Here is a 23,603-nt window from a genome sequence, read left to right on the forward strand (position 1 = left end):
CCTCGCCGGCGTGCAGCGCCTCCAGGGGCGTGCGGCCGAAGACCCGGGCCGTTCCGGAGCTGGGGCCGAGGAGCCCGAGGGCGATCGACAACATCGTGGTCTTGCCCGCGCCGTTCGGCCCGAGAACGGCGACCGTCTCCGCTTCCCCGACGTTCAGGTCCGCGCCGTCGAGCGCGACGGTGTCGCCGAAACGCTTGCTCACGGCCTTGAGTTCCACTGCTGTTCGCATGGCCACCAGCCTGACCGAGGGCGCGGGACCGGCTGAAGTGCCATAGGTCAGCGCGGACGATGTGACACATGTCAGCCCAAGGGCGCCACGATCCGGCCGCCGCCGCGTCCGGCGGTCTCAGCCGAGCAGGCCGAGGTGCTCGGAGACCGGGCCCAGGGTGAGGAGGCCGCTGCCCGCGCCGGCCAGCTCGGCCGCCGCGGGTGCGAGCGCGACGCGGGCGCGTGCCATCGTCTCCCTGTCGCCGACGGCGACGGCGGCCCGCGCGACCAGGCACCACATGGCCTCCTGGAGCAGGTCGTGCGGCGGGTCGGGCACGTCGCGCAGCTTCGCCGCGGCCTCGCGGCGGTGCCCGTGGCCGAGCAGGACCAGCGGACGCGTCCACGGCTCGTAAGGTCCGAAGTCGCTGCTCTCGTCGGCCGGTGTGGGCAGGGCATGGCGGACGCGCAGGCACAGGAGGGCGAGCGGCAGGAGCCCGTGCTCCAGGCCGGGCATGCCGGCGCCGTCCAGCCGGGCGGCGGCGGCCCGGTAGGCCGCCTCGACCTCCCGCGGCGGGGCCTGACCGGTCGCGTCGAGGCGCAGTGCCCGGTACCACTCGGTGAACACGTTCACCAGCGGCAGCTCGTGCCGCGCGGCCAGGCGATCGGCGGCGGTCGCGTGGGCGTCGGCTCCGGCGAAGTCCGCGAGCGCGCCGCGGGCCTGGAGGCGGATGAGATGGCCGAGGACCTCGTAGGTGGTCAGGCCGTGCCGGGCCGACAGCGCGATCAGCTCGGCGCCGACGGCGTCCCGGCGCGGTGCCAGGCCCGTGCGGTGGAACGTCTGCATGAACACGCCGTTGAGCGCGAACGCCAGCAGCCCCGGATCGTCCAGCCGGCGCGCGAGCAGCTCCGCCTCCCGGGCGGCGGCGGGTCCGCGCGTCGCGTTCGTTCCGCGGGACTCCAGCGCGATCGTGGCCAGCAGGCGGGCGCGCAGCGCGTCGCGCGCCGTGCCCGGTGGGGGCGCGGTCGCGACCTTCGGGGGAGCGGCGGGGCCCGGTGGGAGGGCGGCGAGGGTGCGTTCGGCGGCTGCGATCACCTGTCCCGCCTGGCCGGGGTCGTCGAGGCGGGTCCAGATCGCGGGTACGTCGTAGGCGCCGATGACGCGGGCCGTCAGCTCCGCGTCCCCGAGTTCCTCGGCCGCCGCGACGGCCGCCACCCGGTGCTGGCGGGCCGCCCGCAGGCCGCCGCCCCCCGTCACGGCGAGGTCGCGCATCAGCCCCACCGTCGACTCCAGCCGGGCCCGCGCGCCCGAAGGCACGCTGCGGTCGTAGGCGGCGGTCGCCCGTGCCCACACCGTGTCCGCCGGGCCCTGGCGGCCGGGGTCGAGGTGCGGGGCGTGGTGGAGGATGTCCGCCTCCAGGCGGCGCAGCCCGGGGCCGGGGTCCACGCCCAGCTGCTCGACCAGCAGCTCCCGCGCCCGGCGCAGCACCGCGAGCGCGTCGCCCTGGCGGCCGGTGCGGTACAGCGCCAGAGCCAGCAGCCGCCAGCCCTCCTCCCGCCAGGGATGTTCGGCGACGTGCGCGTCCAGGTCCGGGACCGCCTCCCCGGCCGCCCCCAGGGCCACGCGGGCCTCGGCCAGGCGTTCGACGGCGTGCAGCCGCAGCTCCGTCAGCCGGGAACGTTCGGCGCGGGCCCAGGGCTCGTCGGGGAAGTCGGCGTAGGCGGGCCCGCGCCACCATCCCAGCGCCTCCTCGAGCCGGGGGAGCACGTCCTCGGGCGGCCCCGCGGCGGATACCGACCGTTCGAAGCGCCAGGCGTCCACCGCGTCAGGCTCGGCGCGCAACGCGTAGCCCGGACCCTCGGTGACCAGCAGCCGGGCCGGGGACCTGGGCGGGCGCTGCGGCTCCAGCGCCCGGCGCAGCGCCGCCACGAACGTGCGCAGCGCGCCCACCGCGTCCGGCGGCGGGTCCTCCCACAGGTCCGTCACCAGGTGGGCGACCGGGACGACGCGGCGCCGGGCGACGATGAGCCGGGCCAGCACGGAGCGATGGCGCGGCCCCTTCAGGCCGATCGCGTCCCCCGCGCCGTCCCAGGCCGTCACCGGTCCCAGCACGCCGAACGTCGTCGCTGGCACTTCTCCCGTCACCCCCGGTTCTCCTCCGTCCACGCCTTCCGGCCGATTCGCGGCTCCGCGCCCTGCCCGCCCACCGGCGGGGGCCTCGCGTCGCCAGTGGGCGGGCAGCCCCGGCGACCGGGTTCGGCGGACGCGGCCCGATGCCCGGGGACGCGCGGCGTCGCAGGGTGGGCGGCCTCTGGTCACGGTAGCGCGCTGATCGGATGCTCATTCACGCCCGGCACGCTGGAGCCCGACCAGCCGAGCCAACCGGAGGAGAGCACCGCTGTGATCATCGAAGGCTTCACCTACCACCGCGTCCCCGTGGCCGACGGCGTGTCGCTCAACGCGGCCGTCGCGGGCGAGGGCAGCCCGATCGTGCTGCTGCACGGCTTCCCGCAGACGCACGTCATGTGGCGGCACGTCGCCGCCGACCTCGCGGCCGGCCACATGGTGATCTGCCCCGACCTGCGTGGGTACGGCGCCAGCGACAAACCCGCCGAGACCGGACCGGACACCTACGCCAAGCGCACCATGGCCGCCGACGTCGTGGCGCTGGCCCGCGCGTTCGGGCACGAGCGTTTCGCCCTGGCCGGGCACGACCGCGGCGCCCTGGTGGCCTTCCGGGCCGGGCTCGACCACCCCGCCGCGATCACCCATCTGGCCTGCCTGGACGTGCTGCCGACCGTGGACATGTGGGAGGTGATGCGCGGGGCGTCGGCGGCGGTCGGCTTCCACCTCTATCTGATGGCGCAGCCGCCCGGTCTGCCGGAGGCGATGATCGCGGCCTGCCCGGACCTCTTCTTCGGCCACTTCCTCGACGCCTGGACGGGCGACGCGCAGGCGATCCCCGCCGGCGTGCGTGCCGCGTACCTGGAGGCCTGCCGGGGCGCGATCCCCTCGATCGTGGCCGACTACCGTGCCTCGGCCGGCATCGACGCCGACCACGACCGGGCGGACCGGGAGGCGGGGCGGCGCCTGGAGATGCCGGTGACGGTGCTGCAGCAGGACTGGGGCGCCGCCCTCGGCTACGACGCGGCGGCGCTGTGGCGGGCGTGGGCGCCGGACCTACGGCACGTCACCGTCGGCCACGGTCACTTCATGGCCGAGGAGGCGCCCGCCGACGTCGCCAAGGCGCTGCGGGAGCTCATAGCTCTCTGAAAGTTTCAGCCTGTTGTGACGTGCGTATGGCGAGGGTGCCGGGGGCGTGGAGGCCGAAACGTTTAGGGGAGTCGTTGACACTTTTCGGACCCGCTCCCGACACTGGCGTTCTCGGGTCGAGGCCCTGGGAGGATGCCGTGCACCGCCGTTATCGCCTTCGGTCGTGGATCGTCGCGATACCAACACCGTCATCGCCATGCAGGACGCCAACAGGAACAACCTGTTCGAGGCCTCCAACGTCTACAAGATCAAAGGCGCGAACCAGTACCTGCTGCTGGTCGAGGCCATCGGCGGCGACGGCAAGCGCTACTTCCGCTCCTGGACCTCCACCGGCATCACCGGCCCGTGGAGCCGGCTCGCGGACACCGAGAGCAACCCGTTCGCCCGCTCGAACAACGTCACCTTCGACTCGGGCGCGTGGACCAGCGACATCAGCCACGGCGAGATGATCCGCGACGGCTACGACCAGACGCTGACGATCAGCCCCTGCCGGCTGCGCTACCTCTACCAGGGCAAGGACCCGAACGCCGGAGGCGACTACAACACGCTGCCGTGGCGGCTGGCCCTGCTCACCCAGACCGACTCCACGTGCTGACCGGCTCCCGCCCGCCGAGTTCCGCTCCTTCAATGTGGTGTACGGGCCGCGTTCGTCCGCGGTGGCCGGATGATCCGTCGCGCCGGCAGCCGGACGAGACGGCCAGGGCGCTGCGGGCGGGCCCGATGGTGCGTGACCTGGCGGCGATCTGACCGCCGGGGGCGTCAGGCGTTCGGGCAGCGCGGCGGGGCCGTGCCGTAGGCGTACTGCAGGAAGTCGACCAGCATGGCGGGCCAGGAGTTCCAGTCGTGGCCGCCCGTGCCGTAGCAGTAGCGGTGGCCGACGCCCAGGCCGGTCAGGGTCTGGTCGAAGACGCTCGCGTACGAGCCGAGGATGGCCTCGTTCACCGACAGGGCCTCGGTGTTCTGCTGGGACGTGGTGCTGTAGCCGCACTCCGGGGGTGCCGGGCCGCTGCCGTCGCCGAGGATGTACTGGTTCGACGAGTCGCGCGGCAGCGTGGCGCAGCCGCCCGCGTACAGGCCGAGCCTGCCGCTGAAGGGCGCGTACCTGCCCTGCGTCACGAGCACGGCCGGGTTGGCGGAGGGCCAGTCGTAGTCCCCGGAGGCGCTGGTGGTGTGCGGCCCGAACAGGGTGTCCAGCCGGTAGACGAGTTGTTGCCGCTGGTCGAGCACGGGCAGCCAGCCGTCGTACTTGTTGACCCGGTACGGCCCCAGGTCCGCGATGGTGATCGCGGCCCCGGCCTGCCACATCGAGTCGGAGACCGTTCGCTGGGCGGGCTTGCCGCGCAGGTCGATGCCCGGCGAGAAGGCGCCGATGACGGAGAACAGGTCGGGGTGCGCGGCGGCGTACTTCAGCGTGCCGAACCCGCCCATCGACAGCCCCGCGAGGCCCCGCCCCGACCGGTTGGCGATCGTGTTGAAGTTGGCGTCGATCCACGGGATGAGCTGGGAGATGTGGTACGTCTCCCACTTCGGCGCGAAATATCCGTCCGTACGCCCGGCCCAGTCGCTGTACCAGCCGGTCATGCCGCCGGTCGGCATGACCACGATGCCGTCGTACGGATGGCCGGGCGTGGTGCGGATCAGGGACACGAGGTCGGTCTTGGTCGTCCACTCGTCGAAGTTGTCGCCGCCGCCGTTGATGAGGTAGAGGGAGCGGTAGCGGGCGCTCCTGGCGGGGTCGTACCCGGGTGGCAGGTAGAGGCGCACGGTGATCTCGTGGGCCAGCGGATCGATCACCGGAGTGCCGCCGGCCGCCTGGAAGATCGCCGTCGAGGTCATGACGACGTCGCGCAGCTCCGAACCGTCGCTCTGGGGATGTCGCTCGACCCGCAGGCAGGTGATGCCGTGGCCGTTCGGCTGGGGGAGCGTGGTCGAGCACGTCTCGGCGTACGCCGTCGTCGCCGGCGCCACGAGCGCCGCGGCGAACAGGAGCACGGCGGCAAACCGTCGCATCGCATCTCCTCTACGGACCGTCCCGATCATGGCACCAGGCTTCGGCGGCGGCGTCAACACCCGGCCGCATTGACAGTGAAAACAACCAAGCGCATGCTTGCCGTCATGGTCGAATCCAGCCTCACCCCCCAGGGCCAGAGCCGGCGCGCCCTGTTACGCGGGGCCGCCGTGGCGGGCGGCGCAATGGTCGCGGGCGCCGCGCTCGGCAGCGCGCCGGCCCGTGCCGAGGTCGAGTACGACGTCGTGGTGGTCGGCGCCGGGGCCGCCGGGATGACCGCGGCGCTGACGGCGGCCAAGCGCGGGCTGCGCGCGGTCGTGGTGGAGAAGGCCCCGACGTTCGGCGGCTCGGCCGCCCGTTCGGGCGCGGGCATCTGGATCCCGTGCAACGAGGTCATCCTCGCCGCCGGAGTCCAGGACACCCCGGCCAAGGCCGCCGCCTACCTGGCCCGCGTCGTCGGCGACACCGTGCCGATCGAGCGGCAGCGGGCCTTCCTGGCCGCCGGGCCGGCGATGATCTCGTTCGTGATGCGGAACAGCCCGCTGCGGTTCCGGTTCATGGAGGGCTACTCGGACTACTATCCGGAGTTCCCCGGCGGCATGCCGAACGGGCGCTCCATCGAGCCCGCCCAGCTCGACGGCCGCATCCTCGGCGCCGAGCTGGCCCGCCTGAACGGCCCGTACATCCAGACCCCCGCGGGCCTGGTGGTCTACAGCGCCGACTACAAGTGGCTGACGCTCGCCGCCGTCAACCCCAAGGGCCTCGAGGTGAGCGCCGCGTGCCTGCTGCGCGGCACCGAGGCGGCGCTGCGCGGCGAGAAGCCGCTGACCATGGGCCAGTCCCTGGCCGCCGGCCTGCGCGCGGGGCTGCTCTCGGCCGGCGTGCCGGTCCTGCTGAACACCCCGCTGCTCGACCTCAAGGTCGAGTCCGGCCGCGTCACCGGCGTCGTCACGCCGACCGGCCTGATCAGGGCCAAGCGCGGCGTGATCGTCGGCTCGGGCGGGTTCGAGCACAGCGCGGCCATGCGTACGGAGTTCCAGCGCCAGCCCATCGGCACGAGCTGGACCGTCGGCGCCAAGGAGAACACCGGCGACGGCATCGAGGCCGGCGAACGGGTCGGCGCCGCGCTGGACCTCATGGACGACGCCTGGTGGGGCCCGGCCATCCCGCTGCCCGACGAGCCGTACTTCTGCCTGGCCGAACGCACCCTGCCGGGCTGCCTCCTGGTCAACGGCAACGGCGTGCGCTTCGTCAACGAGGGCGCCCCCTACAGCGACGTCGTCCACGTCATGTACGACCGCAACACCCCGTCCGCGTCGCACATCCCCGCCTGGCTCGTCGTCGACCAGAACTACCGCAACAAGTACCTGTTCCGGGACGTCGCGCCGCTGCTGCCGCTGCCCGACGAGTGGTTCACCAGCGGCGCCGCGTACAAGGCGTGGACGATCGAGCAGCTGGCCCAGAAGATCGGCGTCCCGCAGGCGGCGCTGCGCGGCACCGTCGACCGCTTCAACGGGTTCGCCGCGACCGGCAAGGACCTCGACTTCCACCGGGGCGACAGCGCCTACGACCGCTACTACGCCGACCCGCTGGTCAAGCCGAACCCGTGCCTCGCGCCGCTGTGGCTGCCGCCCTTCTACGCGTTCAAGATCGTCCCAGGGGACCTCGGCACCAAGGGCGGGATGCGCACCGACGCCAAGGCACGCGTGCTGCGCGCCGACGGCTCGGTCATCCCCGGCCTGTACGCCGCCGGCAACGCCAGCGGAGCCGTCATGGGCCACAGCTACGCCGGCTCCGGCTCGACCATCGGCCCCGCCATGACCTTCGGATACGTGGCCGCCAACGACATCGCCGACACGCCTTAATACGATTGCCGTCCCCCGCCGCGGGCCAGCAGCATGGCGGGATGCACTTCTCGATCAACATTCCGAACTTCGGCGACTTCGCCGACCCCAGGACCGTCGCCTCGGTGGCCGTCGCCGCGGAACAGGCGGGCTGGGACGCGCTGTTCGTCTGGGACCACGTCGTCCACGTCAAGAGCAAGCGGCGCGCGTTCGGCGACCCCTGGATGCTGCTGACCGCGGCGGCGCTGGCGACCACCCGGATCAGGCTCGGCACCCTGGTCACCCCGGTCGCCCGGCGCCGGCCGCAGCAGCTGGCCCGCCAGGTCGCCACGCTCGACGTGCTCAGCGGCGGCCGGGTGATCTTCGGCGCGGGGCTGGGCGGGCCGGTCGAGGACGAGTACGGCAGCTTCGGCGAGCCCACCGACCCCGTCGTGCTCGCCGAGCGACTCGACGAAGGGCTCGGCCTGCTCGCCCGCTACTGGAGCGGCGAGCCGGTCACCCATCACGGGCGGCACTACCGGGCCGAGGACGTGGCCCTGCTGCCGCCGACCGCGCAGCGCCCCCGCCCGCCGGTCTGGGTCGCCGGGTTCTGGCCCAACCGCCGGCCGATGCGCCGGGCCGCCCGCTGGGACGGCGCGGTCCCGCTGTTCGGGCCGGGTTCGCACGGGTACGGCCCGCCCGTCGACCAGGTGCGGGAGCTGGCCGCGTACGTGCGTGAGCAGCGCCGCGAGGACGACGGCCCCTTCGAGCTCGTCGTCGGCGGCGTCAGCCCCGCCGACGGAGCGCAGTCGCGCGACCTGCTCGGGCCGCTCATGGACGCCGGCGCCACCTGGTGGGACGAGCGCCAGCCGATCGACGGCCCCGACCTGGAACGGCTCGCCCCCGTGCTGCGCCGCATCGAGCAGGGCCCGCCCGCCGTGCGGTGAATCGAGGAGTCTCTGCGGTCTGCCATGATTCAAACGCAGTTCGTGACCATTGTCCCCTGAGGAGTTTCCCCCTTGGACCGCAGACGCTTCCTCACTCTGACCGGCACCTTGACGGGCACCCTGGCAGGCGCCGCGGGCCTGTCCGCAGCGGGCCTGACCCGGCCGGCGCTGGCGGCGAGCTACCCGTTCGCCGACGCGGGCGTCCCCGCCGAGCTGCATGCCAAGACGGGGGAGCTGGCGCCGTACGGCCTCACCACTGTCGCGTTCACGCCGTCGAACGGCTGGGTGGTCGTCACCCAGGACGGCCGCTATTTCGCCCGTGGCGTGCCCGACGCGTGTTTCGCCGAGCTCGGAAAGATGGTCAAATCCGGGGCGAAGATCCACTGTGTGGCCTTCCCGCCGGAGGGCGGCGACCGTTGGGTGATCACGAGTGACAAGGGGATGGCGGCGCGCGGCCTGCCCGAGGCGTGCCACCAGCGCGTCAGCGACTCCTACACGGCCGGGCGGCAGGTCGTGCACGTCGCTTTCCCGCCGGCCGGCGGCGACCGCTGGGTGGTGGCCGACACCACGGGCTTCTACACCCGCGGCGTCGACGACGAGTGCTACCAGATGATGCGCAACCTGACGCAGGGCGGGCGCCGCGTGACCCGCGTCGCCTTCCCCAAGAGCGGCGGGTGGGTGGTCGTCGCGCAGGACGAGTTCCACGCGCGCGCCGTCGACGACGCCTGCTTCAAGAAGCTGAACGAGCTGGCCGCCGGCGGCTGGCAGCTGCACAACGTCGCCTTCTCACCGGCCGGCGGCTGGTCGGTGAGCACGCGCGGCAAGGTCCCGGCACTGCCCGCCGACCGGGTGCGCCAGGTCGAGAACGCGGTCGGCGGCGCGACCGTCTGGCAGCGGATGAACGCGTGGAAGACGCCAGGCGTGGCCGTCGCCGTGGTGGTCGGCAACAAGATCGCCTGGTCCACCGGGTACGGCTGGCTGGAGGCCGGCAGCGGCGCCGCCGCGCACCCCGAGACCGCCTTCCAGGCCGCCTCCATCAGCAAGGCCGTGGCCTCGGTCGGCGTCCTGCGCCTGGCGCAGACGCTCAAGCAGCCCCTGACCGGGGACATCCGCCCCCACCTGGGCTGGACCCTGCCGAGCCGCTCCTGCGTCTCCTCGACGGCGGTGCCGACCATCGATCGCGTGCTCACGCACCGGGCCGGCATCGTCGGCCGCGGCTCCACCTCCCCGGCCGATGCCTGCTCCGGCTTCGACACGGGCGGCGGCGGCTTCGCCGGCTACGGCCCCGGCGCGACCGTGCCGTCGCTGCTGCAGGTCATGAACGGCGAGGGCAACTCCCCGAAGATCGAGCTCACCACCGCCCCCGGGGCCGAGTTCCACTACTCCGGCGGCGGGTTCGTGCTGCTGCAGCGGATGGTGGAGCAGCAGAGCGGCCTGTCGCTGGCCTCCTACATGGACAAGGAGGTGTTCGGACCGCTCGGTATGAAGAACAGCTCCTATGCGCTGTCGCCGGGCTTCGAACTGGCCGCCGGCCACACCGCCACCGGCACGGTGATCCCCGGCAAGCGCAACCGCTACCCGGAGTCGGCCGCCGCCGGCCTCTACACGAACGTCCTCGACCTGTGCCGCCTGGTGTGCTACCTCAACAAGGCGTGGACCGCCTCCGGCGACATCGCCGGGCCGCTCACCAAGACGTCGGTCCGCACCCTGCTCACCGCGGGCCCCGAGCCCACCATGGGGCGGGGCTTCTTCATCGCCGGCTCCGGGACGAAGAGCTTCTCCTACACCCACGACGGCTCCAACCACGGCTTCAAGTCCGTGTTCAAGGGCTACCCGGAGCTCGGGGCCGGGTACGCGATCCTGGCCAACGGCAACAACATGACCCTGGTCAACGAGATCGCCGCCGCCGTCCGCTCGGTCTACGGCTGGGCCTGACCGGCCTCAGGGGCAGGTCGGCTTCTTCTCGACCTTGAAGGTCTCGAGCCTGACCGAACCGTCGGCCGGTAGAGCGATCGCCCGCGCCTCGGGGGCGGAGCCTCGGCAGGCGGGCAGGAGGAAATACTGCCGGTTGGAATGGATCAGGAGGCGCAGGCCGGTGTACTGGTAGCGGTATCTCGCGTTCGGCTCCATGAGCGGGGTCTCCGTGATTCCCGGACCCTTCATGTTCAGCGGCTGTGGCGCGTAGACAACCACGCCCAGCATGGTTGCCTCTACCTTTTGGGCGTCTTCCTCTCCCACTGTCTTCGCACGATGGGTCACCACCCACAGCAGCGAGATCAGGAGAAAGGCTGCCAAGACCGTGCGCTGGACGATCTGGCTCGTGGAGGAAACCACCGGGCCGGAGTTGATGGTGTACAGGTACACGCTGAAGTACACAAGGATCACGCCGACGTCCAGGCAGAGCGGCGCGACCAAGAATGGCGGAGGCGGACGCCACTGATCGAACATGGCCACCATGGCCACCGCGATGCTCGCGAATCCGAGCGTGGCGAGTGCCAGGATGGCCCCTACCGTGGCGTCGCGATGCCGGGAGGTGCATCGGATCAGCGCCTTGTGTGCGAAGGGCGCCGCCCGGAGGACCACCAGGAGCCCCAGCAGGAAGAGCACCAGCGGTACCTCGACCACATCGATGCTACGCAACACATAGTCCTGGAAGGTGAAACTCAGCATGCTGGAATTGACCCCGAACTTCCAGTACATGGTGCTGAGGCGGACCGATCCGAAATACATCAGGACCGACGCGATGAAAGTGGTCGGCGCGACGATCTGGGCGAGGATGCGGCCCACGCGGGCGAGGTCCTGGCCGAGTCCGGCTTCGTCGCCTGCGGACGGGTCCATGGTGCCTCCCGATCCCTGATCCCCGGGTCTCCTCTTACCGCGCCGGAATCCACCCCACTCCGCAGCGACCCGCGGATGACCATGAACTGGCGAATCCTTGCCGTCAGGCGTTCGCTGGGGTCTCCTCCTTGGCGGGGTCGGGGAGGTCCAGGCTGTCGCGGAGTTTGGCCGGCTTGAGGAAGGCCGCGGCGACGAGGCCGACGGTGGCGATCGCGGCCGAGATGAGGAAGATGTGGCCGGTGGCGTCGCCGTACGCGGACCTGATGATCAGCTTGATCGGCTCGGGCAGCGCGGCGATGTCGAGGCTGCCGCCCGCCGCCTGCCCGCCCGCCGGGATGCCGGCCTTGGCCAGGCCCTCGGCGATGTTGGAGGCCACCCGGTTGGCCAGGACGGCGCCGAGCACCGACACGCCGACGGTGCCGCCGAGCGAGCGGAAGAAGGTGATCGAGCCGCTGGCCGCGCCGATCTCGCGCAGTGGGACGGTGTTCTGGATGACGAGGACGAGGTTCTGCATCGACATGCCGACGCCGACGCCCACGGCCAGCATGTACGCGGAGATCAGCACCAACGAGGTCCGGTGGTCGATGGTGGCCAGGCCGGCGAAGCCGAGCGTCAGGACGACCAGGCCGGTCAGGATGTACGGCTTGGTCCGGCCGCTCCTGGAGACCATCCGGCCGCTGACGGTCGAGGAGAGCAGCACGCCCGCCATCATCGGGATCGTCAGCAGGCCCGCGGCGGTCGGGCCGTACCCGCGCCCGATCTGGAAGTACTGGCCCAGGAAGACCGAGCCGCCGAACATCGCCATGCCGACCGCGAGGCTGGCCAGGATGGCCAGGGCGGGGGTGCGCCTGCTGATGACGTGCAGCGGCACGACCGGCTCCTTGACCCGGGACTCGACCCAGGTGGCCAGGGCGAGCAGGAGCACGCCGCCGCCCGCCATGGCCGCGGTCTGCCAGGACAGCCAGTCGAACTCGTTGCCGACGAAGGTGACCCAGATGAGCAGGACGCTGACGCCGGCGGCGATGAGGGTGGCGCCCCAGTAGTCGATGCTCACGTCCGAGCGGCGCACGGTCGGGACGCGCAGGGTCTTGGTCAGCAGGGCGAAGGCGATGACGGTGAACGGCACGGCGATGAAGAAGCACCAGCGCCAGCCCAGCCAGGAGGTGTCGGCGATGAGGCCGCCGAGCAGCGGGCCGCCGACGGTGGCCACGGCCATGACCGCGCCGAGGTAGCCGTTGTAGCGGCCGCGCTCCTTGGGGCTGATCATCGCGGCGATGATCACCTGCGCGAGGATCTGCAGGGCGCCCATGCCCAGGCCCTGGATCGCGCGGAAGGCGATGAGCTGCCCGGTGTTCTGGGCGAAGCCGCAGGCCAGCGAGCTGACCATGAAGATCACGATGGAGATCTGCAGGAGCAGCTTCTTGTTGAACAGGTCGGCCAGCTTGCCCCAGATGGGGGTGGAGGCGGTCGAGGCCAGCAGGGAGGCCGTGACCACCCACGTGTACTGCGACTGGCTGCCGTCGAGCGCGCCGATGATCTGGGGGAGCGCGACCGACACGACGGTGCCGCTGATCATCGCCACGAAGAGGACGAGTAACAGGCCGCTGAGGGCCTCGAGAACCTGGCGGTGGGCCATCGGCTCCGCCGCCGACGACGGCGCTGCCGTCTGTGCGCTCATGCGCGGACCTCCAACTGAGTACGTTAGACCGGGACACCATACATGCTCAATGGGAAACTTTGCGCAATGGGCATCTATTCCCGCCGGGTAAGCTTGCCTGCGTCATGGACAGCACAATGGGGTTGCGCGAGCGCAAGAAGGCCGAGACCCGCACGGCGGTGCACGAGGCCACGCTGCGGCTGGCGATCGAGCACGGCCTGGACAACGTCACGGTCGAGGCCATCGCCGACGCCGCCAACATCTCGCGCCGGACGTTCTCCAACTACTTCGACGGCAAGGAGGAGGCGCTGCTCTACGGCGACGAGCAGCGCCTGCTCGAACTCGTCCGGCGGGTGCGCGAGCAGCCGGCCGAGCTGTCGGCCTGGCAGGCGCTGCGCGGCGCGCTGGACATCTTCGACAGCGAGAACGGCGGCCTCGACCGGGAGTGGCTCGTGCGCACAAGGCTGGTCATGCGCCACCCCTCGCTGCTGGCCCGGCAGCTGGCCGGCCGGATGCGCCTGGAGAAGGAGCTGAGCCGGGCGGTGGCCGGGCGCGAGCAGGCCGGAGGCGTCGATCCCACGGTGATCGCCGCCGCCTTCCTGGTCGCGATGCGCATCGCCACGCAGAAGTGGCTCGACGACGAGACCCGGACGCTGCGCGAGCACACGGACGCGGTGCTGGACCAGGTGGCCCGGCCGTTCGCCTGACGTAGAGCCGGGGTGCGCCGGTGCCGGCCCGCGTCTAGCCAGCTAACTCACTAGTACGTACATTAGGAGGCGTCCAACCCACCTGTCCCATCCGCCGGAGAGGAAGAACTGATGGCCTCGTTCCTGACAGGGCTGGTCGGCTCGGGCATCGGCCCCTCGCTCAGCCCGCCGCTGCACGAGCGGGAGGCCGTCCACCACGGGCTGCACTACGTCTACCGGCTGCTCGACACCGACGTGCTCGGGCTCGACGTGGGGGAGCTGGTACGCACCGCGCGCCGCTTCGGCTACGACGGGCTCAACATCACCCACCCGTGCAAGCAGAGCGTCATCCCGCACCTGGACGACCTGTCGCCGGACGCCCGCATGCTCGGCGCCGTCAACACCGTCGTGTTCGACGGCGAGCGCGCCATCGGGCACAACACGGACTGGACGGGGTTCGCCGAGTCGTTCGCCCGTGGCCTGCCCGAGGCGCCCACCCGCCGGGTCGTGCAGCTCGGCGCGGGCGGCGCGGGGGCCGCGGTCGGGCACGCGCTGCTCACCCTGGGCGCCGACCGGGTGACCCTCGTCGACGCCGACCCCGGCCGGGCGGCGCGGCTGGCGGCGGAGCTGAGCTCCCGGTTCGGCGCCGCCCGGGCCCGCGCCGCCGGCCGCGACGACCTGCCCGCGCTGCTCGCCGAGGCGGACGGGCTGGCGCACGCCACGCCCACCGGCATGGCGCACCACCCGGGGCTGCCGCTGCCCGCCTCGCTGCTGCGCCCCGGCCTGTGGGTGGCCGACATCGTGTACCGGCCGCTGGAGACGGAGCTGCTCAAGCAGGCCCGCGCGGCGGGCTGCCGGACGCTGGACGGCGGCGGCATGGTCGTCTTCCAGGCCGCGCACGCCTTCCGCCTGTTCACCGGCCGCGAGCCCGACACCGAGCGCATGCTCGCCCACCTGACCGACCTGGTGACCGTCTGAGGAGAAGTTGTGCGCAAGTCCATCGCCACCGTGTCGGTGAGCGGCACCCTGACCGAGAAGCTGGACGCCATCGCAGCCGCCGGGTTCGACGGCGTGGAGATCTTCGAGAACGACCTGCTCGTCTGCCCGCTGCCACCCGAGGAGATCCGGGCCCGCGCCGCGGACCTGGGGCTCTCCATCGACCTCTACCAGCCGTTCCGCGACTTCGAGGCCGTGCCCGCCGACCTGCTGGCCCGCAACCTGCGCCGCGCCGAGCACAAGTTCCGGACCATGGAGCGCCTGGGCGCCGACCTGCTGCTGGTCTGCTCCAACGTCTCGCCGGCCGCGATCGGCGACGACGAGCTGGCCGCGGCCCAGCTGCGGCTGCTCGCCGAACGGGCCGCCGAGCACGGGATCCGCATCGCGTACGAGGCGCTGGCCTGGGGCCGGCACGTCAACGAGTATCTGCACGCCTGGCGCCTGGTGCGCCTGGCCGACCACCCGAACCTGGGCACCTGCCTGGACAGCTTCCACATCCTCTCGCGCGGCTCCGACCCGATCGGCATCGAGGCGATCCCCGGCGAGAAGATCTTCTTCCTCCAGCTTGCCGACGCGCCGCTGCTGGCCATGGACGTGCTGCAATGGAGCCGCCACTACCGCTGCTTCCCCGGCCAGGGCAACTTCGACGTGGCCGGGCTGGTCCGGCACGTCCTCGACGCCGGATACACCGGGCCGCTCTCGCTGGAGGTGTTCAACGACCACTTCCGCCAGGCCGGCACCGCCCGCACGGCCCGCGACGGCATGCGCTCGCTCATCGCCCTGGAGGACACCCTGTACGGGGCCGCGCATCCGGCCGTGCCCACCGGGTTCGCCTTCGCGGAGCTGGCCGACCCGGAGGCCCTCGGCGGGGTGCTGGCCGCGCTCGGCTTCCAGCGTACCGGGAGGCATCCCACCAAACCCGTCGAGCTGTGGGAACAGGGCGGGGCGCGGCTGCTCCTCAACGGTACCGGCGGGGACCCCGCGCTGGTCGCCATCGGGCTCGACAGCCCCGACCCCGGCGGGGCGGTCAAGCACGCGGAGTCGCTGCTGTCGCCGGTGCTGCCGCGCGAGCGCGCGCCCAGGGAGGCGCGCCTGGACGCCGTCGCCGCCCCCGACGGCACCCAGATCTTCTTCTGCGACACGGCCTGGCTCGACGACTTCGGCCCCTCGGGGCCGCTCTCTGGGCCGGTCTCTGGGCCGCTCTCTGGGCCGGTCGCCGGGGAGATCACCCGCATCGACCACGTGGCCCTCACCCAGCCGTTCCACTATTTCGACGAGGCCGAGCTGTTCTACCGCACCGTGCTCGGCCTCCAGCCGCAGGAGAGCCTGGAGCTGCCCGACCCGTACGGACTGCTCCGCAGCAAGGCGATGTCGGCCGCCGAGGGAGCGGTGCGGATGGTCATCAACCTCGCCCAGGTCGGCGCCAGGGACCAGCCGTGGCAGCACGTCGCGCTCGCCTGCGACGACGTCGTGGCCGTCGCCCGCCGCCTGCGGGCCGAGTGCCCGGAGCTGCTGCTGCCCATCCCCGCCAACTACTACGACGACCTGGAGGCCCGCCACGACAACGTCGACCCCGAGCTCAGGGAGCTGGGCGTGCTGTACGACCGGGACGGGCACGGCGAGTTCCTGCACCTGTACACCGTCACCGTCGGCCGCGTCTTCTTCGAGATCGTCCAGCGCACGGGCGGCTACCAGGGGTACGGCGCCGGGAACGCCCCCATCCGTCTCTCCGTGCAGCACGCCGGACCTCACTAAGATGACCGAATGACCACGCAACCCGTCGCCTCCGAACGCCAGCGGGACGCCGAGCGCACCAAGGCGGAGATCCTCGAGGTCGCCCAGCAGGAGTTCGCCCGGCACGGGTACGCGGGCGCGCGCGTGGACGAGATCGCCGAGCGCATGCGCACGACCAAGCGCATGATCTACTACTACTTCGGCAGCAAGGAGCGCCTCTACATCGCGGTTCTGGAGAAGGCCTACACCGAGGTCCGCGCGATGGAGCGGACGATCGACGTCGAGCACCTGGCCCCGGTGGAGGCGATCCGCACCCTGGCGGAGCTGACCTTCGACCACCACGACCTGCACCGCGACTTCATCAAGCTCGTCGCCATCGAGAACGTCCACCAGGCCGAGCACATCCGCAAGTCCGAGGTGCTGGCCAACCTCGGCACGCCGGTGCTCGACGTCATCTCGGGCATCCTGGACGCGGGGCAGGCCTCGGGGGAGTTCGTGACCGAGGCCGACGCGATCGACGTGCACATGATGATCAGCTCGTTCTGCTTCTTCCGGGTGGCCAACCAGCACACGTTCGGCGCCCTGTTCGGGCGTGACATGGCGGCGCCGGAGCACCGCGACCGGCTGCGCCGGATGGTGGGCGAGATGGTCGTCTCCTACCTCCGGGGCCAGGCTTAACCACCGCGCTCCCAGGTAACCGATTGGCAACACCCTTGTAATGTACGAACCAGTGAGTTAGTTTCCTGCCACTGCGCTATCCCATTCCCCCCGTGAGGAGCATAATCGTGACGGTGCAGGGCAAACCTCGCAAAGCGGCTATAGCTGCATGGATCGGTAGTGCCTTGGAGTACTACGACTTCTTCATCTACGGCACCGCGGCCGCGCTGGTCTTCAGCAAGATCTTCTTTCCGTCCACCTCTCCCGCCACGGGTACGCTCCTGGCGCTGGCCACCTTCGGCGTCGGCTACCTGGCCAGGCCGGTCGGCGCGTTCGTCCTCGGGCACGTGGGCGACAAGTTCGGCCGCAAGAAGGTCCTGGTCACCACGCTGGTCATGATGGGCGCCTCGACGTTCCTGGTGGGCTGCCTGCCCACCTACGACCAGGTCGGCGTGCTCGCCCCGGTCCTGCTCGTGCTCCTGCGCCTGCTGCAGGGCTTCTCCGTCTCCGGCGAGCAGGCCGGCGCCAACTCGATGACGCTGGAGCACGCGCCCGACACCCGGCGGGCCTACTACACCAGCTTCACGCTCAACGGCACCCAGGCCGGGCAGATCATCGCCACCGCGATCTTCCTGCCGATCGCCGCGCTGCCCGAGGACCAGCTGCTGAGCTGGGGCTGGCGGGTGCCGTTCTGGCTGAGCATCGGAGTGGCCGCCGTCGGGCTGGTCATCCGCCGCACGCTGGAGGAGACGCCCGCCTTCGAGCAGGAGGTCGCCACCAACAACGTGGCCAGGATGCCGCTGGCCGTGCTCTTCCGCGAGCAGCGGGGGGACGTGCTGCGCGTGGTCGTGGCCGCGGTCATCGCCTCGGTGAGCACGATCTTCACCGTCCACGCGCTGTCGTACGCCGTCAACACCATGCACCTGGAACGCGGCCTCATGCTGTGGGTCGGCGTGCTGGCCAACGTCGCCGCGGTGATCACGATCCCGTTGTGGGGGCGGCTGTCGGACCGGATCGGCCGCAAGCCGGTCTTCATCGGCGGCTCGCTGGGCTGCGCGGTGCTGATGTTCGCCTACCTGTGGTCGATCTCCATCGGCAGCTACGCCCTGATCTTCGTCGTGGGCATCCTGATGTTCGGCGTCGTGCACAGCGCCACCAGCGGCGTCTGGCCGTCGTTCTACGGCGAGATGTTCACCACCCGGGTCCGCCTGTCGGGCATGGCGATCGGCACCCAGATCGGCTTCGCGATCGCCGGCTTCGCGCCGACCGTGGCCACGGCGGTGGCGGGCACCGGCCCGGACAGCTGGCTGGGCGTGTCGGTCATCACCGCCCTCGTGTGCCTGGTCAACGTGGCCGCCGTGGCCACCGCCAGGGAGACCTACCGCGTCCCGACCGAGCAACTCGGGCTCAGGGAAGCGGCGCGGGTGTGACTGGCTTCCGCGTGTACGCCCTGCGCTACGCCGAGCGCGACGCCCGGCGCGGCGAGCACTTCCACGGCTACGACACCAGGGGAGCGGAGCCGCACCCCACGGCCTACTACGTCTGGCTGGCCGTCAACGACGAGCACACGGTCGTCGTCGACACCGGCATCGGGCGGGCGCGCGCCGAGCGGGCCGCGGGGCTGCGCTACCTGGCCTCGCCGGTGGAGGCGCTGGCCAGGCTGGGCGTGGCGGCGGACGCCGTCGATCACGTGGTGCTGACCCACCTGCACTACGACCACACGGGCACCACCGGCGAGTTCACCTCGGCCCGCTACGTCCTGCAGCGGGCCGAGCTGGACTACTGGACGGGGCCCTGGGCCGAGCGGGTCGCGGGGGAGCGCTGGCTGCTGAACGACGACGACCTCGCCCACCTCCAGGCCGCCCGCCGTGACGGCCGCGTGTCCCTGCTCGACGGCGACGCGACCGTGGTGCCCGGCCTGAGCGTGCACCTGGTCGGCGGGCACACGGCGGGCATGCAGGTGGTCCGCGTCCGCACCGCCCGCGGCCACGTCGTGCTGGCCTCGGACGCCAGCCACTTCTACGAGAACATCGAGGGCGACCGCCCGTTCCCGATCCTGCACAGCATGACCGGCATGTACGGCGCCTTCGACCGGATCAAGGAACTGGCCGACGGCCCCCACCTGGTGGTCGCCGGCCACGACCCGGCGGTCCTCGAACGCTTCCCCCTGGTGGAGCCGGACATCGCGGAGATCGCCGGCTGACCCGCTGAGCCCCCGCTCCGGAAGGACGGGGGCGCACGGGCGGGTCACAGGCCGAGGTAGATGCGGCGGACCTGAGGGTCGTCGCGGAGTGCGGCCGAGCTGCCGGTGGTGGCGATCTCGCCGTTCTCCATCACCAGGCAGGTCGTGGTGACGTCGAAGGTGAGCTTGGCGTTCTGCTCCACCAGCAGGATGGCCAGGCCGTCGGCGTTGAGCCGCTTGAGCACGGCGGCGATCTCGGCGACGAGGATCGGCGACAGCCCCATCGAGGGCTCGTCCAGCAGCATCACCTTGGGGCGGCACATCAGCGCCCGTCCGACGGCCAGCATCTGCTGCTGGCCTCCGGACAGGGCCCCCGCCAGGCGGTGGCGCATCTCGCGCAGCACCGGGAAGACCGAGTACACCTCGTCGAGGGGTGTGCGCTTCCAGCTCTGGGTGTAGGCCCCGAGCAGGAGGTTCTTCTCGACGCTCAGGCCGGGGAAGACGTGCCGGCCCTCGGGCACGTAGCCGATGCCGTGCCGCACCAGGGTGTGCGCGGGCGCGCGCAGGAGGTCGTGCCCGCCGAAGCGGATCGCCTCGGCCTGCCGGGGCGCGAGGCCCATGACGGCCTTGAGCGTGGAGGTCTTGCCCGCGCCGTTGGCGCCGATGATGCCCAGCGACTGGCCCGGTTCGACGGTGAAGGAGACGTCGTGCGCGGCCCGTACGCCGCCGTAGTGGACGGAGAGGTTCTCGACGGTGAGCGTGCTCAACGGGTGGCCTCCTCGGCGGTGGGGGCGGTCATCGAGTCGCCGAGATAGGCGGCCACGACGTCGGGATGCACGGCGACCTCGGCCGGCGGGCCGTCGGCGATGACGCGGCCGCCCGACAGGACCGTGACCTGCTCGCACAGCGACATGACCAGGCCCATGTTGTGCTCGATGATCACGACGGTCACGCCGGAGTCCCTGATGGAGCGGACGATCTCGCCCAGCCGGCGCACCTCCTCACCGTTCATGCCGGCGGCGGGCTCGTCCAGCAGGAGCAGGCTCGGCCGCATGGCCATGGCGCGGGCCAGCTCGATGCGCCGCTGGATCCCGTACGGCAGCGAGCGCGGCTCCGCGTCGGCGACCTCGGCCAGCCCGAACCGCTCGATGAGCTCCCCGGCCCGCTCGCGCAGCTCCCGCTCGTAGCCCAGCACCTTCCAGGGCAGGCTCGGGTAGCGCCAGATCCAGGTGGTCGGCGTGCGGTCCAGGCCGATGAGCAGGTTCTCGCGCACGCTGAGGTCCTCGAACAGGCGCAGGTTCTGGAAGGTCCTGGCCACGCCGCGGTGCGACAGCCGGTACGGCGCCGCCCCGGTCACGTCGCGCCCGAGCAGCCGCACCGATCCCTGGGTGGGCGTGTAGAAGCCGCTGACGACGTTGAACAGCGTCGTCTTGCCCGAGCCGTTGGGCCCCACGACGCCGCGGATCTGCCCGGCGGGCACGGTCAGCGACACCCCGTCGAGCGCGACCAGGCCCTTGAACCGCTTGGTCACGTCCTGAACCTCCAGGACGTCGCCGTCCGAAGCGGTGGGTGCGGCCTCGTACGGCCGGAAGGGGCCGAGCTGGGCCCGCGAGCCGTCGCGGCGCCGCCGCAGGAGCTGGCGGGGGAGCCCGGCCAGGCCCTTGGGCGCGAACACCACCACGAGCACGACCACGAGGCCGTAGCCGAGCTGGGCGTAGGCGGAGGCGTCCAGCAGCGCCTCCCTGACCAGGGAGAGCGCGACGGCGCCGACGACGCAGCCCAGGATGCTGCTCCGGCCGCCGATGATCACCATGGCGAGCAGGAGGAACATGTTGGCGATGTTGAAGGACTCGGGCGCGACGAAGCGGATGAGCCCGGCGTACAGGACGCCCGCGACGCCGCCGTACAGGCCGGACAGCACGAAGGCGGTCATGCGCAGCAGCGGGATCTCCGCGCCCAGCGCGCCCGCCGCGAGGTCGTCGTCGCGCATGGCGCGCAGCCTGCGGCCCAGCGGCGAGTGGGTGACCAGCAGGGCGAAGGCCAGGACGAGCGCGAAGACGATCAGCTCGACGTAGTAGAAGAGGTAGCCGCTGGACAGGTCGACGCCGAACATGGGCGGCACCGGGAGGTCGCTGATGCCCTCGGCCCGGCCCGCGACGGTGGCGTTGGTGACCCAGTTGGTGAAGGCCAGCGCCAGGCCGAGCGTCACGATGCCCAGGTAGTGCGACTGCATGCGCAGCGCGGGCACGCCCACGAGCGCGCCGAAGACCACGGCGGCCACCACCGCCAGGACCGCGGCCGTCCAGTAGCCGAAGCCGGCCTGCGTGGTGAGGATGGCCACGGTGTAGGCGCCGACGCCGAAGAAGGCGACCTGGGCCAGGTTGATCTGCCCGGCCACGCCCATGGTCAGGCCGAGGCCGACGGCCAGGATGGCGAAGATGATCGCCACGTCGGCGACGTGCATCGAGTAGCCGCCCAGGCCGTAGGGGAGCAGCCACGCGGCCACGGCGACGGGGACGAGCCAGGCCAGAGGTCTCATGCGCGGTTCACCGTGGCCTCTCCGAAGATGCCGGTCGGGCGGATCATGACCACGACGGCGAACACCAGGAACGTCACCAGCTCGGAGTACTCCTGGAAGTTGCCCGCGGCGAACGAGTCGAGCAGCCCGAAGGCCAGCCCGCCGACGATCGCGCCCGGCATGCTCCCGAAGCCGCCCAGCATGGCGGCGGCGAAGCCCTTGATGCCCAGGGTGCCGCCCATGGTCGGGTTGACGTACAGCATCGGCCCGACCAGGCTGCCCGCCAGCGCCGCCAGGCCCGCGCCGATGGCGAAGGCCATGGCGTTGCTGCGGCCGACGTGGATGCCGACCGCGGTGGCGGCCTGGTGGTCCATGGCGACCGCCTGCATGGCCGCGCCGCGCTTGGTGCGCTGCAGGAACAGCGCCAGCAGGCCGGTCGCGGCCGCCGCGACCGCGATCACGAGCACGTTGTACGTGGGGATGCGGACGCCGGCCAGATCGATCGGCTCGGTGGCGACGGGGGAGGGCACGGCGTGGCCGGTGGCCCCCCAGACGAGGACCGCCCCCGCCTCCAGGACCGCGCCGAAGCCGATCGTGCCGATCAGCATCAGCGTGAAGTCCTTGTTCTCCAGGGGGCGCAGGAAGCGCTCGATCACCAGGCCGATGAGTCCGGTGACCGCGATGGCCACGACGATCGCGACGGCGAAGGGGAGCCGGCTGGCCAGGTAGAACGTGGAGGCGGCGTACGCGCCGATCATCACGACGCTGCCGTGCGCGAAGTTGACCAGCCCCATGGTGCGGTAGACGATCGAGAACCCCATCGCCACCAGCGCGTACACCGCTCCGAACGTGACCCCGCCGATCAGGGTCTGGAGGAATACCTGCACGTCAGCTCGCGGCCTCGGGCACGACCTTGCCCTCCTTGACCAGGCCGATCTTGGTGGTGTGGATGCCGACGCCGTTGGCGTCGTAGTCGTAGTCGCCCAGCAGCCCGGCGCGCTTGACGCCGCGGATGGCGTCGGCCAGCTTCTGCCCGCCCTCGCCGTTGGTCCGCTTGAGCGCCTCGATGAGGATCGACGCGCCGTCGTACGCCTTGGCGACGTGCATGCGGGCCTCCTCGTTGTAGGCGGCCTTGTACTTGGCGGCGAACGCCTTGATGGCGTCGCTGGCGTCGTTGCTCAGGTAGGGCGAGCTGACGATCGAGCCCTCGGCGTTCTTCAGCCCGGCCGTGGTGGCGTACACGTCGGTGCCCATCGGGGCGCCGCCGGCGAAGACGGCCTTGAGCCCCAGCTCGCGGGCCTGCTTGGCGATCAGCCCCGACTGGACCTCCTCGGCGCCGATGAACAGCACCTCCGGGTCTTTCTCGCGGATCTTGGCGAGGTTGGCGTTGAAGTCCTTCTGGTCGGGGGTGACGACCTCGTCGGCCAGCGGGGTGACGTTCCTGGTCCTGAGCGCGGCGAGGAAGGCGTCGTGCTCGCCGCCGCCGTACGCGCCGTTGTTGCTGATCAGCGCGATCTTCTTCTGCCCCTTGTCGTCGACCAGGTACTTGGCGAGCGTCTCGTCGAAGGTGACGCTGGTCGGCGCGTTGAGGAACAGGAACGGGCTCTTCAGCTCGGCCAGCTTGGGCGACTGGCCCGAGGTGATGTTCGGGATCTTGGCGTCCTTGAGGATGGGCGCCATGGCCAGGGTGACCGCGCTCTCGGCGGTGCCCAGCATGGCGATGTAGCCCTCGCCGGCGATCTTCCTGGCCACGTTGGTGCCGACGGTCGGGTCGCCCTGGCTGTCGAACAGGTCGAGCTGGATCTGCCGCCCGTTGACGCCGCCGGCCTTGTTGGCCTCGTCGATGGCCAGCTTCACGCCCTTGTGCTCCCACTGGCCGAGCGAGCTGAGCTGGCCGCTCTGGGCGTTGACGTTCGCGATCTTGATGGGGCCGGTGGCGCCGGCTCCTGACTGGTTCGACTGTCCGGGCGGGGCGCAGGCGGCGAGCAGGAGCAACGCGGCCGCGGCGATCGGAAATCTCACGATTCACCTCTGGGGGTAGGTGAGAGAGCTAATTCACGGACTAGTACGTTCGTTATA

The 23,603-nt window shown here is 71.6% G+C and carries 19 protein-coding genes and 1 pseudogene; 11 read left to right on the forward strand and 9 right to left on the reverse strand.

The features are described from left to right. Positions 1-7: 7 nt before the first annotated feature. Both ACIBQ1_RS34600 and ACIBQ1_RS34605 read right to left on the reverse strand, forming a co-directional pair. Positions 8-229 (reverse strand): annotated as a pseudogene (locus ACIBQ1_RS34600) (ATP-binding cassette domain-containing protein); the annotation flags it as partial. Positions 230-346: 117 nt separating this feature from the next. Next, complete coding sequence (locus ACIBQ1_RS34605; protein WP_397283513.1) at positions 347-2,350, reverse strand: BTAD domain-containing putative transcriptional regulator; 2,004 nt, start codon at positions 2,348-2,350, stop codon at positions 347-349. 255 nt (positions 2,351-2,605) lie between these two features. Between ACIBQ1_RS34605 and ACIBQ1_RS34610 the strand changes: the two genes are divergently transcribed. Then, positions 2,606-3,478 (forward strand): alpha/beta fold hydrolase, encoded by an 873-nt coding sequence (locus ACIBQ1_RS34610; RefSeq protein ID WP_397283514.1) that lies wholly within the window; start codon positions 2,606-2,608, stop codon positions 3,476-3,478. 163 nt (positions 3,479-3,641) lie between these two features. Beyond that, the gene (locus tag ACIBQ1_RS34615) at positions 3,642-4,073 is read left to right on the forward strand and encodes a non-reducing end alpha-L-arabinofuranosidase family hydrolase (RefSeq protein WP_397283515.1); all 432 of its coding nucleotides are present in this window, start codon (positions 3,642-3,644) and stop codon (positions 4,071-4,073) included. A gap of 164 nt (positions 4,074-4,237) precedes the next feature. Here ACIBQ1_RS34615 and ACIBQ1_RS34620 read toward each other — a convergent pair whose 3' ends face one another. After that, positions 4,238-5,488, reverse strand: a complete 1,251-nt coding sequence (locus ACIBQ1_RS34620; protein ID WP_397283516.1) for an alpha/beta hydrolase — start codon at positions 5,486-5,488, stop codon at positions 4,238-4,240. Between the two features lie 105 nt (positions 5,489-5,593). Here ACIBQ1_RS34620 and kstD point away from each other — a divergent pair, with 105 nt between their 5' ends. The 3 genes from kstD (at position 5,594) to ACIBQ1_RS34635 (ending at position 10,191) form a co-directional block, all read left to right on the forward strand. Further along, positions 5,594-7,351, forward strand: coding sequence for a 3-oxosteroid 1-dehydrogenase (gene kstD / locus ACIBQ1_RS34625; RefSeq protein WP_397283517.1), 1,758 nt, complete (start codon positions 5,594-5,596; stop codon positions 7,349-7,351). Positions 7,352-7,392: 41 nt separating this feature from the next. Then, a complete protein-coding gene (locus ACIBQ1_RS34630) occupies positions 7,393-8,256 on the forward strand; it encodes an LLM class flavin-dependent oxidoreductase (RefSeq protein ID WP_397283518.1) in 864 nt (287 codons plus the stop codon). 72 nt (positions 8,257-8,328) lie between these two features. After that, complete coding sequence (locus ACIBQ1_RS34635) at positions 8,329-10,191, forward strand: serine hydrolase domain-containing protein (RefSeq protein WP_397283519.1); 1,863 nt, start codon at positions 8,329-8,331, stop codon at positions 10,189-10,191. A 6-nt stretch (positions 10,192-10,197) separates the two neighbouring features. Here ACIBQ1_RS34635 and ACIBQ1_RS34640 read toward each other — a convergent pair whose 3' ends face one another. Together ACIBQ1_RS34640 and ACIBQ1_RS34645 are read right to left on the reverse strand one after the other, a co-directional pair. Then, positions 10,198-11,094 (reverse strand): hypothetical protein, encoded by an 897-nt coding sequence (locus ACIBQ1_RS34640; RefSeq protein ID WP_397283520.1) that lies wholly within the window; start codon positions 11,092-11,094, stop codon positions 10,198-10,200. Positions 11,095-11,197: 103 nt separating this feature from the next. Next, positions 11,198-12,730: an MDR family MFS transporter gene (locus ACIBQ1_RS34645; protein WP_397283665.1), complete on the reverse strand. Its 1,533-nt coding sequence runs from the start codon at positions 12,728-12,730 to the stop codon at positions 11,198-11,200. Positions 12,731-12,876: 146 nt separating this feature from the next. Here ACIBQ1_RS34645 and ACIBQ1_RS34650 point away from each other — a divergent pair, with 146 nt between their 5' ends. From ACIBQ1_RS34650 to ACIBQ1_RS34675, 6 genes are all read left to right on the forward strand, one after another. Further along, complete coding sequence (locus ACIBQ1_RS34650) at positions 12,877-13,458, forward strand: TetR/AcrR family transcriptional regulator (RefSeq protein WP_397283521.1); 582 nt, start codon at positions 12,877-12,879, stop codon at positions 13,456-13,458. A 111-nt stretch (positions 13,459-13,569) separates the two neighbouring features. Continuing rightward, positions 13,570-14,415 (forward strand): shikimate dehydrogenase, encoded by an 846-nt coding sequence (locus tag ACIBQ1_RS34655; RefSeq protein ID WP_397283522.1) that lies wholly within the window; start codon positions 13,570-13,572, stop codon positions 14,413-14,415. 9 nt (positions 14,416-14,424) lie between these two features. Next, a complete protein-coding gene (locus ACIBQ1_RS34660) occupies positions 14,425-16,188 on the forward strand; it encodes a bifunctional sugar phosphate isomerase/epimerase/4-hydroxyphenylpyruvate dioxygenase family protein (RefSeq protein WP_397283523.1) in 1,764 nt (587 codons plus the stop codon). A gap of 9 nt (positions 16,189-16,197) precedes the next feature. After that, positions 16,198-16,845 carry a TetR family transcriptional regulator gene (locus ACIBQ1_RS34665; protein ID WP_397283524.1) on the forward strand — a complete coding sequence of 216 codons (648 nt, stop codon included), beginning with the start codon at positions 16,198-16,200 and terminating at the stop codon, positions 16,843-16,845. Between the two features lie 113 nt (positions 16,846-16,958). Further along, entirely contained in the window at positions 16,959-18,254 is a 1,296-nt protein-coding gene (locus tag ACIBQ1_RS34670) for an MFS transporter (RefSeq protein ID WP_397283666.1), read from the forward strand. Next, the gene (locus ACIBQ1_RS34675; RefSeq protein ID WP_397283525.1) at positions 18,251-19,027 is read left to right on the forward strand and encodes an N-acyl homoserine lactonase family protein; all 777 of its coding nucleotides are present in this window, start codon (positions 18,251-18,253) and stop codon (positions 19,025-19,027) included. The genes ACIBQ1_RS34670 and ACIBQ1_RS34675 overlap by 4 nt, the downstream gene beginning before the upstream one ends. Positions 19,028-19,071: 44 nt before the next feature. On the opposite strand, the gene ACIBQ1_RS34680 is transcribed toward ACIBQ1_RS34675, so the two are convergent. The 4 genes from ACIBQ1_RS34680 to ACIBQ1_RS34695 are packed head-to-tail and all read right to left on the reverse strand — an operon-like array spanning position 19,072 to position 23,546. Further along, entirely contained in the window at positions 19,072-19,773 is a 702-nt protein-coding gene (locus ACIBQ1_RS34680) for an ABC transporter ATP-binding protein (protein ID WP_397283526.1), read from the reverse strand. Then, the gene (locus tag ACIBQ1_RS34685) at positions 19,770-21,545 is read right to left on the reverse strand and encodes an ATP-binding cassette domain-containing protein (RefSeq protein WP_397283527.1); all 1,776 of its coding nucleotides are present in this window, start codon (positions 21,543-21,545) and stop codon (positions 19,770-19,772) included. The genes ACIBQ1_RS34680 and ACIBQ1_RS34685 overlap by 4 nt, the downstream gene beginning before the upstream one ends. Then, positions 21,542-22,411 (reverse strand): branched-chain amino acid ABC transporter permease, encoded by an 870-nt coding sequence (locus tag ACIBQ1_RS34690; RefSeq protein WP_355372104.1) that lies wholly within the window; start codon positions 22,409-22,411, stop codon positions 21,542-21,544. The genes ACIBQ1_RS34685 and ACIBQ1_RS34690 overlap by 4 nt, the downstream gene beginning before the upstream one ends. A gap of 1 nt (position 22,412) precedes the next feature. After that, positions 22,413-23,546 carry an ABC transporter substrate-binding protein gene (locus ACIBQ1_RS34695; protein WP_397283528.1) on the reverse strand — a complete coding sequence of 378 codons (1,134 nt, stop codon included), beginning with the start codon at positions 23,544-23,546 and terminating at the stop codon, positions 22,413-22,415. Between the last annotated feature and the right edge of the window lie 57 nt (positions 23,547-23,603).

The organism is Nonomuraea sp. NPDC050153 (assembly GCF_044460125.1).
In the GTDB taxonomy this organism is placed as follows: domain Bacteria; phylum Actinomycetota; class Actinomycetes; order Streptosporangiales; family Streptosporangiaceae; genus Nonomuraea.